Below are 14,190 nucleotides of genomic sequence, written 5' to 3'. Positions count from 1 at the left end.
TAAGTAAGATTACCCAAGTAGTCGTTAACCATCAAATGGCCCACATAAGCCACAAATTGCAGGCAAGTGCAAATTTCAGGAGCGAGAACGCAATGAATCGCTGCACACCATCTGACGGGACTTTGGGATTATTTCTCAAACACAATTTATGTATTTAATTTGCAGTTATTTTATCTAACTAAAGCTTAATATTTGGATAATGTGAATGAGTTTGTGATAGTAAACTTTATATCAGTTATCTTTTCTAATAATATAAAATAAGGCCTTTTCCTATTTAATTACATTTAATAAAGACTTTTTATGTGCTATTGTTTTAATGTTAAGTATTATCTTTAAAGTATATTTCTTGAGTAACACTTCTCACAGTGCTCGTCATTATGCAAGTACGTTAAATACCCTATGTGCCCACAGCTCATACATAAACTTTTTTCATTAAGCCACCTCCAAAGTTTTTCTTAATCTTCTTAAATGATATTCACTTAATTCTTCTTCTCTTTGTTTATAAGTGAAACCTCTCCTTATCAGGAACTCATCATACTTCTCTAGTTCTGATATTACCTCTAAGTCTTTTGAACTTAAATGGTCTCTCATACACTTTCTATCTACTTGATGAATGTCACAATATTGTTTAGCTGTAAGCCCTAAGACAATCTTATTTAGCATATCAGCCTCATTACTAAAGTGATAAATCTTAGCGTCATCTCCAAGCTCATCTTTAAGTGAACCCGTAAGTCCCTTGTAACCTTCTTTAGCTATCTTACGTTGAAACCTAAAGTCCTCTAGCTCTTTCTTCATCTCATTAAAGGCTTTTATATAAGCTAACTTAAACTCAAGAGCTTTAGGTCCAGTGAATCCCATAGCTAAAAGAGTGAACCCATCTTGAGTTAAAAGATATTCTTTTCTTGTTTCGCCTTTCTTGTCTTTATACTGTGAAATAAAGAACATTTTAACCAACGCAATATTGAGCTCGTTAGAGGACAACCCAAAATTGGGGTCTCCTCCATCTATCAAGTTTTCAATAGCTCTAATTACGTCTGCGTGTCTTTTCTCAAAAATCTCTGCAACTTTTCTTGAAGTTGTTACAGGGATATTCTCCCCTTTTATTTTGTGTTTAGATATTAGTTGCATAAGTCGTCCTCTGAAAAAAGTTCATCTAGTGGTATAGTTCTGAGAAATGATGCTTTAAGAGTTGGATTATTATCCAGTTCGTACATTAGAAAATCTATTTTTTTCATCTTTTCTAAAATATTTTTCCAGTAATCTTGTTCTAAGTGATAGTCATCTAACCAAATCTTTATAACACTAGAGTTACTATAACCTCCAAGAAAAGTTTTAAGTAATGTATCATTTATAAATAACTCTAAATCTTCATTATCAGTTATAAAGGCAGACAAAAAAGCATCAAAACCATCTTTATCAATTTCACTTAATAAACTTTTAAATACAGCTACTTTCTCTAAAGCTGTTTCATATTGCTTTAAATTATTATATTTCCCAAATATACCTATATACTCTAACCATTCAGTATGGATTTTATTCCAATAAGAATAACCTTCAGATGTATTTTTCCAATTGAAAGTAGTAATAAGTTGTCTTGCATTCTCTACTTCATACCAACTGAATCCTTCAGCTTTCTCAAGTTTCTTAAATCTTGAAAAAACTTTTTTACTTTTTAAGAACTCATTTCTTATCATTATGTAATCTGTATCTCCCATTATAGAAGCTCCAAATCTCATTTTGTATTTTTCTGTTTGTTTCATTTTTAAATCTCCTTTTTTGATTTTTAGATTGATTAACCCTACAATAAGGGCAACAAGACTATTTATGACGGTAATTCCGTAATTTATGTAACTTAATTAAATTAAGTGTTTGGAGTATCTCTCTCCTAGAGTGGGCTATTGGAAGGAACTTTAATCCGACAGTCAAGTTTCAACTATTTTCTCTCCTAGAGTGGGCTGTAGGAAGGAACTTTAATCCGACAAGCTTTCGGTTTGAGAAGTACAATAGGTGGCATTTTAAAGAAAGAAATAGACAATATAAAAGAAAGACACTTATTGAGCAGGGAACTTAAAGTCCAACCTATAGTTATTCTTTAAGTATTAATTCTAAGTTTATTGATTATTAGAAATGAGATTAAGGTCTAGCAATAGCACTACTTTTAATACATCTATACTAGCTACTACATCTTATTTCTAAATACAATACTAATATAGAAGAGAGTTAAAGAACAACTACACAGCAACAGTAACAGTCAGTTTAATATGATTTATGGTCTGTTGATAATCTCTTTTCTATAGATTATCAAGCTTAACCAACAACCAAAGACTCTTAAAGTCCCTACTTAAAATAAGATTGTTGTTCTTTACAGTATAAGCTCTGTATAGCCTATCAAATGGGCTTAATTTTTATATTGGACAGTTTTAGCTTTATACTTTCTGTCCAGTTAAGTTTTCTCATAAGTATATATTACTATCGTAACCTTTTTGGTCATAGCACATTTTATATCGTTAGTTTAGAAGTTTTGACAGCAACTAAAAGTCTCTTTAGTTTTCTTACAAGTATATATTACCATTATGTCCTTTTTGGTCATACCATACTAGATTACTATTTCATCTTCAAAGTCTTGTTCAAACCCTTCAAGAACAAATACACCACTCTCTTTAGATTTAAAATCTTGATTATTAATAGAAATACCTTCTAAAACTAATTGAGCAAAGAGTTCATCATCTTTTCTCTTCTTATTTTGATACTTCAAGTCATCTTTAGATATTGCTTCTTTACCTACATACCATTTATATTTAGTTGAACCAACTTGAACGATTTTAATATAACCTTTTTCTTTGAGTTCATCTTTTGCTTTATAGTATGGTCTTCGTGAAACTCCAAGTTGTTTCATTGCTTTATCATCTGCTAGGTTTTCATCTTTTAATATTTCATAGTAAATCAGATTAAGAAGTTTAAAGGCATTAGGACTTAATTCAATAACTGTCTCTTTCATATCAACTTTACTTCGTTGAACTTTAGCAATATATTTTCGATTAGTAGCCATTACGCTTCCCTTTGATACACCAATTTAAGTGGCTTATCCTTTGTGTTTGATTGTTGTTCATTTGAACCTCCTTTTTGACTTGATTTTGTTTATTTTGGATAGATTTTCTTTCCTAGAGTGGGCTATCTTCTACAAAGCCGATTTTATGAGCATTTCTGAAAGTGGATTTTTAGGGTGATTTTTTGATATAAAAGTCTTCTCTGAAGTTGGCTACAAGCCTTTTTAGTAGTTAGGTAATAAAAGTATTAGGATAAATTAAAACAAGAGCTGTGAGATGACTTCACAGACCTCTTTTAGTGATGTAAGTAGATAAGCTTTGAACTGAACAGTTACCTTTTCCCATAACTGGTTCTAAATGATTTGAAACTATTTTATTTAGAGATAGACCTAAGTTTTTAAGTTCAATGATTCTATCTTTATATTCATCATATTTTGATTTTTGTAAAGTTCCCTCAGGTTTACCAAGTTTAACACCTTGTTCTTTTCTTGACTTTAGAGCCTCTTTAGTTCTTTGACTAATCAAGTCTCTTTCAAGTTCTGCAAACAGACCAAACAAAGTTACCATAGCTTTTGAAACAAAGTCATTTTTATTATTAGGATTAATTACTAGATTGTTTTTAATGATATGTAGTTCTACGTGTAAGTTCATTAGTCTTTCTATTGTTTGTAATACTTCTTGAGTTGACCTACCAAGTCTTGAAAGTTCACTTACAATTACTTTATCATCTTTTGATAAGACAGATAAAAGTTCATCAATCTTTCTATCTCTTAAATCTTTTCTTGAACTCATTACAACTTCAATCCAATCATCAACAGTTATCTTTAGTTTATCATTACAGTAAGCTCTAATCTCACTCTTTTGATTCTCAACAGTTTGCTTATCAGTTGAAACTCTAAGGTATCCTATTGTCATCTAAAATCTCCTTTCAAGTCTTAATATATATTTTACTTGAAACTTTATCAAATCATAAACTCTTTGTCAAGTATTATACTTAATAAATCAATAAAGTTTTAATGATGGTTATAACTTGATAAACTAGATTATTAATCAAACGAATAGAAGTCTGTTAGCTCATCTAGGAACACTAGAACTAATTTATTAATCGAATCAATCACAAAGAAGAATAAAAGAGCTTGTAGGCTTCTGACAGAAAGGTTTTTATTTTAGTTGGTGGATTAAGTTGCCCTTTGAGTTGTCAAAAATGAAACTCAAGTGGGGGTATGGGGAGAATCTCTTTTACGTGTATTGAGATATGGGCTTTGAGATTTTTTAATTATTTTTAAAATATTTTTTATAAGAGTATTGAATACATAAAGTATAAGGATTACCGTATCCTTAATGCCTATTGACATATCTATTTGAAAAAAGTATATTGCTATTTTTAATTATTTTTTGGAGATTAGAATGTATCAAAAAACTAATGGTTATTGGAAATCAGATTTTAAAATTAATCATATTAGGTATCAAAAAAGTTGGGATACTCAAGATAAAGAATTAGCTCTTAGACTTGAAAAAGAGTGGAAAAAATATATAAAAGAACCTAGTATATATCCTAACCCTGAAAATGGTTCAAGAAAATTAACTTTTTATGATGCTACTGAATATTTATATGAAACAAAATGGAAGTATTTTAGAGATAAAAGAAATCCAAAAGATAGATGGTTAAAGATTTGCAGTTTTTTTGGAGAAAAAAGAGCTATTTCAAATCTTACAATAGATGACCTTGATAGATTTAAAAGATACCTTGTAAATAAAAAATATGCAAATAAAACAGTTAATCACTACATTTCTGCACTAAAATCAAGTGTTGAATATCTTGAACGAAAACAAAAAATTATACTTGAAAATAAACTATCATTTCAAGGTTTAAAAATGAGTATAGACTCAAAAAGAAAAATTAGTTTTACAAAAGATGAAGAGTTGGATATGTATAACACCTTACTTAATATTTATGATGAAACAAGAATGAATTTTTTGACTGAAAATTGACCCACTATTTTGAAAACTTTTGACCCACCTGTAAACTAAAAAAACATACTCTTTTCTCATAAAAATAATAATTATGAAGAAAGGTAAAAGGAGATGATTAGTATGGAGGATTGGGTAACTATTCGTAATCTAAAAAAGAAAGATCCAAACTTAGGGACAAGAACCATTGCTTTAATGTTAGGTATTAGTAGAAATACTGTAAAAAAAGCATTAGCAAGTGATGAATTACCTTTATATAACAGAGGTGAGAAAAAGATAAATGAAGCAGTTGAACCATTTATTGATTTTATCAAAGAGTCATTTTTAAAGAAAAATTTAAAAGCTAGTAGAATTTTAAAAGATATAAAATCAAAAGGATATAGAGGAAGTCAATATGCTTTATATGCTTACATAAGAGAAATTTTAAAACCAATAGCAAACGATGTAAGTAAAAATTCACCTCATGCTTACATGAGATATGAAACAAAACCAGCTGAACAGATGCAATATGATTGGAGTCCATATACAGTTACTATTGGGGAAAATCTTGTAAAAATAAATATACATCAAACAATCTTAGGATTTAGTAGATATAAATTTTATGATGTAAGTTTAAATGTATCAGGAAGTGATGTATATACAGCATTAGAAGAGAGTTTTATCTTCTTTGGTGGAGTTTGTGAGAGAATACAAGTTGATAATGCAACAGTATTTATAACAAATGCTTCTAAAGATAATCTAATTTGGAATCCAAGATTCTTGTCATTGTGTGGATTATATGGAATAAAACCAACACGAAGTATGCCATCACATCCATGGAGTAAAGGTAAAGTTGAATCACCTTTTAGTTATCTTGAAACACATTTTATATCTGGAAATGAGTTTAAAAGCTTTGAAGATCTAAGAGAACGATTAAAACAATTCCAAGATGAGCATAATCTTGAAATTCATGGAACAACTAAACAAATTTCAAAAATACTCTTTGAAAAAGAGGAACAAAGTTTTTTAAAACCACTACCAATAAATCCAATAACTGGGGAATTAAAACGATATGTTGGATTTAAAGAAGAGTTTAGAAAGGCAAATTCTGAATGTTTAGTCTCTTACAAAGGTAATAAATATTCAGTTCCACATTACTTTGCAAGTAAAGAGGTGTGGTTAAGAGTATTATATGGAACAACTTTGCAAATATACTCAAGTAAAAATAAACTAATAGCAACTCATACAATTAGCCTTAAAAAAGGTGAAGTCCTTGTTAATAAAGAGCATTTCTTTGGATATAGAAAAGAGAGTCAGTTTGATTCAATAGCCATTTCAATATCAAGACTTATAAAAAGATTTGCTAACTACATAAATATTCATAAATTCATTGAAAATATCAAAGTTCAAAAAAGAATTAGCCCAGCTTATCACCTTTATAAAATAGCAAACTTGTTTGAATACTATGATGAAGCTGATTGTATTATGGCAATGGAAGAAGCAATTAGTTTAAATATTTATAGCTTCTCCTTTATCAAAGGAACAATTACACATCAAACTAAGCCAAAAAATGAACAGTTAAATCTGTTTAATATCAAATTACCCCAAGCAAATATAAAAAGAGATTTAGGAGATTACAAATTATGAGAACTAAAAATACAACAAACTTACGTAATTCTGGACCAGTTAATTTAGAAAATGGTTCACTAAAAGCAAATATAGAGAGTTATTGCAAACTTTTATCTCTTTCATCAGTAGCAGATAATTATGAAAGTGCAGCACTCGATGCTGCTAAAGCAAAACTATCATATCAAGATTATCTGTATAAACTATTGCAACAACAAATTGTTGATAGAGTTGATAGAAGTGTAAATGCTAGAATTAAAAAAGCAGGATTCAAATATATGGCAACTTTAGATGAGTTTGATTTTAGCTTTCAACCACAAATAGATGAAAAATTAATAAGAGAATTAGCAACTCTAAGCTTTTTAGATAGTGCTACAAATGTACTTTTAGTTGGAGCACCAGGAGTTGGAAAAACTCATCTTTCAATTGCATTAGGACTTGAAGCCACCAAACAAAGAAGAAGAGTAAAATTTATAAGTGCTGAAGATTTAACCAATGAACTAATAGCTGCAAATCACTCTAATACTATAACAGATTATCTTGAAAGTATGAGTAGAATAGAGTTACTAATAATTGATGAAATTGGATACTTAGACCTTTCAAGAGAAGTAGCATCACTTTTTTTTAGACTTATTTCAAAGAGATATGAAAAATCTTCAACAATAATTACATCAAATAAAGAATTTCAAGAATGGGGACAGATATTTAATGATGATGTGATAGCAACAGCAATACTAGATAGACTTTTACATCATTCACATCCATTTTTAATAAATGGTCCAAGTTATAGAATGAAAGATTTATTGCCAAAAAGTAAAAAGAAACAAAATTTAGAGAATAAAAATAACGAAATTTAATGTTATAATTTCAATCTGCAGGTGGGTCATTTTTAATCAAAAAAGTGGGTCAAATTTCAATCAAAATTTTCACAAGAAATCCAACTGATTGGGAAATGATACAGTTTTTTATAATTAATTCAGGATTAGGTTTACGTCCAGCAGAGTATTATAATTTGCAGATTGGAGATTTTGATTTAGAACAAAATACATTAACAATAAGTAGAGGTACTTATGCTTCAACAAAAAATAATTTGATAAGAACTTTACCCTTAAACGGAGTTGTTTTAGAAGCAGTTAAATTACAGCTAGAGTTTGCACTAACTAAACTTTATGAATTAAAGCTAAACAAACCTTTTGTATTGAAAGATGAAATAAACAATATTAACTACAGTAAACTAACCTTTACTTCACTTACAAAAGATATGATTGAATACAGATGGAATAAGATGAAAAGATATCTTGGTTGGACAGATAAAGAAAGATATAAAGAGTATATACCTTATGGTCTTAGACACACAGTCGCTTCAAAATTAGCAAGTATTAGTAAATGGAATAGTTATAAGATTATGACCTTTATGGGACATAAAAATCTTAGTACAAGTTTAAACTATATTCATTTGGGAATTGAGGATATAAGAGATGGAGGAGCTACAAATATACAAGATATAAAACTTATTAATCATACATAAATCCAACACCCCCACGGGGGAGAATCTAAAAGTAACACTATAGATTATTAGCTTTGAGATTTTTTTGTTATTTTTTATAGGAGTTTGGCTATTATACACCCTTTAAAAATATAAATAAGGTTTTACTTTGAGTGAAGAAAATAAAAAAGTTTTAGAACAACAATTATGGAATATAGCAAATACCCTTAGAGGTAAAATGGACGCTGATGAGTTTAGAGATTATATATTAGGATTTATCTTTTACAAATACTTATCAGAAAAAATGGAAGATTATGCAAATGAAATACTTGTAGAAGATGGTAAAACATATTTTGAAATTATTGGCTCAAAAGATGAAGAAGATTATATTAGTGCAATAAAAGAAGAAGCTATTGAAAAACTTGGTTATTTTTTAAGACCTGAAGAGTTATTTTCACAAATAGCAAAAAGAGGAAATGGTACTTCAAACAACTTCATATTAGAAGACTTAACTTCAATCCTAAGAAACATTGAACAGACAACTATGGGGCACGAGTCAGAAGATGACTTTGTACACCTATTTGAAGACCTTGATTTAACTTCTACAAAACTTGGAAAAACAGTAGAAGCAAGAAACAAACTAATAGTTCAAGTATTAACACACCTTGACAAAATCAATTTTGAACTAAAAAACCACGATAGAGACGTACTTGGAGATGCTTATGAGTATCTAATCGGACAATTCGCGGCTGGTGCTGGTAAAAAAGCTGGAGAGTTTTATACTCCTCAACAAGTATCTAAAATCTTAGCTAAGATAGTAACAAATGGAAAATCAAAACTAAAATCTGTATATGACCCAACTTGTGGTTCAGGTTCACTACTTTTAAGGGTTGCAAAAGAAGTTGATGATGTATCTAACTTTTACGGTCAAGAGTTAAATAGAACTACATATAACTTAGCTAGAATGAATATGATTATGCACGACGTGCACTATAGAAAGTTTAGCATTAAACAAGAAGATACACTAGAACACCCTCAACACTTAAGCGAAAGATTTGAAGCAATCGTTGCTAATCCTCCATTTTCTGCTCAATGGTCTGCAAATGATTTATTTATGTCTGATGATAGATTTTCTCAATATGGAAAATTAGCACCATCTTCAAAAGCTGACTTTGCATTTGTTCAACATATGATTTATCATCTTGATGACAATGGAACAATGGCTATAGTTTTACCTCACGGAGTTTTATTTAGAGGTTCTGCTGAAGGTCACATAAGAAAATATTTAATAGAAGATAGAAACTATTTAGATGCAGTTATTGGACTTCCTTCAAATATCTTTTATGGTACTTCTATTCCTACTTGTATTTTAGTATTTAAAAAGTGTAGAGAAGATAGTGAAAATGTTTTATTTATAGATGCTTCAAATGATTTTGAAAAAGCCAAAAATCAGAACTATCTAACAGAAGAAAATATTGAAAAGATAGTAAATACTTACGCAAAAAGAGAAGAGATAGAAAAGTATTCTCATCTTGCTTCTATGGACGAAATAAGAGAAAATGATTACAACTTAAATATTCCAAGATATGTAGATACGTTTGAAGAGGAAGAGCAAATAGACTTAGATAAAGTTTCAAGTGAACTAAAAGCACTAGAGATTGATATGAAAACAACAGATGAAATAATAGCTAAGTTCTGTGATGAGCTTGGTATTGCTAAACCATTTTAATGGAATATGTTATGGGTAATATAATCAATAATCAAATGATAGAAGATATTAGAAATCTTTTAATCAACTCAAGATTACTAATTCAGGAGACGGTGTCTCTCAAATTGAGTTGGACTCATAATCTAATTTTTTCAATTCAAGACTTAGTGAGTAATAAATATTTACCAACAGTTGAAGAGCTACAAAAAGAGCTTTTAAGGGAAAGAAATCTACTTTTAAAAGGTAGTGATAATGAGTAAAAATATGAATGTACCTAAGTTGAGATTTAAAGAGTTTAGTGGAGATTGGGAAAAAATAAAAATACAAAATCTTATTGATAATAAATCTATTATAAGTCACTTAGATGGTAATCACGGAGCTTTATATCCAAAAAGTGATGAGTTCACAAAAAATGGTATTCCATATGTTACAGCAAATGATTTTATAAATGGTAAAGTTAATTTAAAAAAATGTAAGTGTTTACCTATTGAAAGAGCTTCAAAGTTTAAAAAAGGCATTGCCAAGAATGGAGATGTTTTATTCGCACATAATGCAACAGTAGGTCCTGTGGCATTACTTGAAACAGATTTTGACTATGTTGTATTAAGTACAACAGCCACATATTATAGATGTGATAATCAAAGATTGTTAAATAATTATCTTAAAGTATATTTTAATACTAATGATTTTATAGAACAATATTCGAGAGTTATGTCTCAATCAACAAGAAATCAAGTACCTATAACTACTCAACGGTTATTTTATGTTCAGCTACCCTCAAAACAGGAACAAGAAAAGATAGCTTCATTTCTAACTTCAGTTGATACAAAAATAGAACAGCTGACACGTAAAGAAGAACTTTTACAACAATATAAAAAAGGTGTAATGCAAAAAATCTTTTCACAAGAGATTAGATTTAAAGCTGATGATGGTAGTGAGTTTCCTGAATGGAAATGGAAATATGGGAATGAAATATTTCAAACAATTACAAATAAAAATCACAGTTCAGAGTTACCTATTTTGGCTATTACACAAGAATATGGTGCTATACCTAGAGATATGATTGATTATCAAATTAGTGTTACTGACAAAAGTGTTGCAACATATAAAGTTGTAGAAATAGGTGATTTTATAATTAGCCTTAGGTCATTTCAAGGAGGAATTGAATATTCCAATTATAAAGGTATTTGCAGTCCAGCTTACATCATCTTAAGACCTCACATTGAAGTTGAAGATAGGCTTTATAAATTATATATGAAAACAGATAATTATATTAAAGAACTTAATAAAAACATTGAAGGTATAAGAGATGGTAAAATGATTAGTTTTAAACAGTTTTCTGAAATCAAACTTCCTTATCCATCTATTGAGGAACAAACAAAAATAGCCAACTTCCTATCTTCAATAGATTCAAAAATAGAGCAAGTTCAAAAACAACTAGACTCTACAAAAGAGTTCAAAAAAGCACTACTACAACAGATGTTTGTATAAAACAAAGGTTTAAAATGAGTAAACAAAGTGAAGCAGTATTAGAAGAAAACTTAGTAAAACAGTTAGCTTCTCAAGGTTATGAAAAAGTAACTATCAAAGATGAAGAACAACTAAAAGCAAATCTAAAATCACAACTAGAAAAGCATAATAAAACAACTCTAAGCAATACCGAGTTTGCAAAAATACTAAACCATTTAAACAAAGGAAATGTCTTTGAAAAGGCTAAGATTCTTAGAGATAAATATGCACTTCTAAGAGATGATAATACAACTATCACTTACATTGAGTTTTTGGATAGTGAACATTGGTGTCAAAACCTTTTTCAAGTAACTCAACAAGTAACAATAGATGGAGCATATAAAAACAGATATGATGTAACTATTTTGATAAATGGTCTGCCTCTTGTTCAAATAGAACTAAAAAGAAGAGGATTAGAACTAAAAGAGGCCTTTAATCAAATTAATCGTTATCAAAAACACTCTTATGGCTTTAATAGTGCTTTATTTCACTATGTTCAAATCTTTGTTATCTCAAATGGTGTAAATACAAAATACTACTCAAACAATAAAAAACAAACTTTCAAACAAACATTCTTTTGGGCTGATAAAAACAATAAAAATATCACAAACCTTGAAGAGTTTACAACTATCTTTTTAGAAAAATGTCATATCTCTAAGATGATATGTAAATATATTGTTTTGGCAGAAGTTCCAAAGATTTTGATGATATTAAGACCTTATCAGTATTATGCAGTTGAAGCTATTGTTGATAGGGTTAAAAATACAAATAAAAACGGATATATTTGGCATACAACGGGTTCAGGAAAAACTCTTACATCATTTAAAGCTTCACAAATCTTAGTAAAACTTCCTGAGGTTGATAAGGTAGTTTTTGTTGTAGATAGAAAAGATTTAGATTATCAAACAAGCAAAGAGTTTAATAGCTTTAGTGATGGAAGTGTTGATGGAACTGATAATACAAAAGTTTTAGTAAATCAGTTTTTAGGAGTTCATAGAGATAAAAAAGGTGTTACAAAAGATAGTGACTTAATCATCACAACTATTCAAAAACTAAACACAGCAATATCAAAACCTCACTACTTAAAAGATATGGAAGCTTTAAAAGATAAAAAGATTGTATTTATATTTGATGAGTGCCATAGAAGTCAGTTTGGAGAGACACATAAAAATATCACAAACTTTTTCACAAATGCTCAACTTATAGGATTTACGGGAACTCCAATATTCCCTGAAAATGCAGTTGGAAATAAGTTTGGTAAAAGAACTACAGCTGAACTGTTTAATGAGATACTTCATAGATATGTTATAACTGATGCAATAAGCGATGATAATGTATTGAAGTTTTCAGTTGAATATATTGGAAGATATAAAAGAAAAGATAATGATGAAGTATTTAAAGACTTTGAGGTTGAGGGTATTGATACTAAAGAGCTTATGGAAGATGATAAAAGACTAGAACAAATAGTTGATTATATCATCACAAACCACGATAGAAAAACTCACTCAAAAGAGTTTACAGCTATGATGTGTGTAAGTAGTGTAGAAGTTCTTTGTAAATATTATGAACTGTTCAAAAAGAAAAAACATAATCTAAAGATAGCTACAATCTTCTCATATAGTGCAAATGAAGAGGACAAAGGTGCTGATGGTATATATGACCTTGAAGAATCTGATGGAGCACATATTGATGAATCACATATAAATAAACACTCAAGAGATAAACTTGAAGAGTATATTAGTGATTATAATAAAACCTTTGATACAAAGTTTACTACAAAAGACTCTCAAAGTTTCTACAACTATTACAATGATATTTCAAAAAGAGTAAAAGAGGCTCAAATAGATATTCTTTTAGTTGTAAATATGTTTTTAACTGGTTTTGATAGTCCAAGACTAAATACTTTATACGTAGATAAAAACCTTAAATATCACGGTTTAATTCAAGCTTACAGTAGAACAAACAGAATACTTGGAGAGAAAAAATCTCAAGGTAATATAGTGTGCTTTAGAAATCTAAAGAAATATACAGATGATGCTATTGCACTTTTCTCAAATAAAGAAGCAAAAGATATTATTTTGATGAAGCCTTATGACACTTATGTTAAAAAGTTTAATGAAGCTTTTGTAGAACTAATAAAAATAGCTCCAAGTGTAAATAGTGTTGATGAGATTATTGATGAAGAGAAACAACTAGATTTTATAAAAGCATTTAGAGAGCTGATTAGACTTAAAAATATTCTTGAAGGGTTTAGTGAGTTTAAGTGGTCTGATTTATCTATGACTGAACAGCAGTTTGAAGATTATAAATCTAAATACCTTGATTTATATGAAAAGATAAAAGCTCAAAAAGGTGGTTTAGGAGATGGTAAAACTTCTATTTTAAATGATGTTGATTTTGAACTAGAACTAATCCATAGAGATGAGATAAATGTATCATATATCCTGAAACTTTTAGCAAAATATAAAGAATCATCAAAAGAACACAAAGCAAAACAAAGAGAAAATATTATAAATACTATTAACTCTAATCCTCAGCTTAGAAGTAAAAAAGAGCTTATTGAGAAGTTTATTGATACAACGTTAGAGGGAATTAATCCTGAAGAGATTGAAGAAGAGTTTGATAAGTTCGTTGAAGAAGAGAGAACAGTTGCTTTTGAAGTTTTATGTGCACAAGAGAAATTACATACTGATAAACTAAAAGATGTGATTGATACTTATTTATATGATGGAAGAAAACCACTTAATGATGATGTTGCAGGAACACTTCAAGTCAAACCAAAGTTGCTTGAAAGAAAAACAATCATTCCAAGAGTGCTTGATAAGATTGTAGATTTTGTTGAAAAGTTTTATGATAGGTAAGGT

12 protein-coding genes are annotated in these 14,190 nt (G+C 29.1%); 8 read left to right on the top strand and 4 right to left on the bottom strand.

Going from position 1 to position 14,190, the window contains the following annotated elements:
- Positions 1–432: 432 nt before the first annotated feature.
- The 4 genes from AELL_RS07155 to AELL_RS07140 form a co-directional block, all read right to left on the bottom strand.
- Complete coding sequence (locus tag AELL_RS07155) at positions 433–1,128, bottom strand: Rha family transcriptional regulator (RefSeq protein ID WP_118917286.1); 696 nt, start codon at positions 1,126–1,128, stop codon at positions 433–435.
- On the bottom strand, positions 1,119–1,760 hold the full coding sequence (locus tag AELL_RS07150) for a hypothetical protein (RefSeq protein ID WP_118917285.1): 642 nt from the start codon (positions 1,758–1,760) through the stop codon (positions 1,119–1,121). The genes AELL_RS07155 and AELL_RS07150 overlap by 10 nt, the downstream gene beginning before the upstream one ends.
- An 836-nt stretch (positions 1,761–2,596) precedes the next feature.
- Positions 2,597–3,049, bottom strand: a complete 453-nt coding sequence (locus AELL_RS07145; protein ID WP_118917284.1) for a hypothetical protein — start codon at positions 3,047–3,049, stop codon at positions 2,597–2,599.
- A 280-nt stretch (positions 3,050–3,329) separates the two neighbouring features.
- The gene (locus tag AELL_RS07140) at positions 3,330–3,962 is read right to left on the bottom strand and encodes a recombinase family protein (protein ID WP_118917283.1); all 633 of its coding nucleotides are present in this window, start codon (positions 3,960–3,962) and stop codon (positions 3,330–3,332) included.
- A 492-nt stretch (positions 3,963–4,454) separates the two neighbouring features.
- Here AELL_RS07140 and AELL_RS07135 point away from each other — a divergent pair, with 492 nt between their 5' ends.
- The 8 genes from AELL_RS07135 (at position 4,455) to AELL_RS07100 (ending at position 14,187) form a co-directional block, all read left to right on the top strand.
- Positions 4,455–5,039, top strand: coding sequence for a hypothetical protein (locus tag AELL_RS07135; RefSeq protein ID WP_118917282.1), 585 nt, complete (start codon positions 4,455–4,457; stop codon positions 5,037–5,039).
- 102 nt (positions 5,040–5,141) lie between these two features.
- The gene (istA, locus tag AELL_RS07130) at positions 5,142–6,644 is read left to right on the top strand and encodes an IS21 family transposase (protein WP_192941207.1); all 1,503 of its coding nucleotides are present in this window, start codon (positions 5,142–5,144) and stop codon (positions 6,642–6,644) included.
- Positions 6,641–7,480 carry an IS21-like element helper ATPase IstB gene (istB, locus tag AELL_RS07125; protein ID WP_080950537.1) on the top strand — a complete coding sequence of 280 codons (840 nt, stop codon included), beginning with the start codon at positions 6,641–6,643 and terminating at the stop codon, positions 7,478–7,480. Before istA ends, istB begins: the two co-directional genes overlap by 4 nt.
- A 44-nt stretch (positions 7,481–7,524) precedes the next feature.
- Entirely contained in the window at positions 7,525–8,151 is a 627-nt protein-coding gene (locus tag AELL_RS07120) for a site-specific integrase (protein ID WP_118917281.1), read from the top strand.
- Positions 8,152–8,278: 127 nt separating this feature from the next.
- Positions 8,279–9,838 carry a type I restriction-modification system subunit M gene (locus AELL_RS07115; RefSeq protein WP_118917280.1) on the top strand — a complete coding sequence of 520 codons (1,560 nt, stop codon included), beginning with the start codon at positions 8,279–8,281 and terminating at the stop codon, positions 9,836–9,838.
- Positions 9,839–9,849: 11 nt separating this feature from the next.
- Positions 9,850–10,077, top strand: coding sequence for a hypothetical protein (locus tag AELL_RS07110; protein ID WP_118917279.1), 228 nt, complete (start codon positions 9,850–9,852; stop codon positions 10,075–10,077).
- Positions 10,070–11,308 (top strand): restriction endonuclease subunit S, encoded by a 1,239-nt coding sequence (locus AELL_RS07105; protein ID WP_118917278.1) that lies wholly within the window; start codon positions 10,070–10,072, stop codon positions 11,306–11,308. Before AELL_RS07110 ends, AELL_RS07105 begins: the two co-directional genes overlap by 8 nt.
- Before the next feature lie 14 nt (positions 11,309–11,322).
- The gene (locus AELL_RS07100; protein WP_118917277.1) at positions 11,323–14,187 is read left to right on the top strand and encodes a type I restriction endonuclease subunit R; all 2,865 of its coding nucleotides are present in this window, start codon (positions 11,323–11,325) and stop codon (positions 14,185–14,187) included.
- Positions 14,188–14,190: the final 3 nt, after the last annotated feature.

This window comes from Arcobacter ellisii, assembly GCF_003544915.1.
Lineage (GTDB): Bacteria > Campylobacterota > Campylobacteria > Campylobacterales > Arcobacteraceae > Aliarcobacter > Aliarcobacter ellisii.
This window is presented reverse-complemented; position numbering and strand designations above follow the sequence as displayed.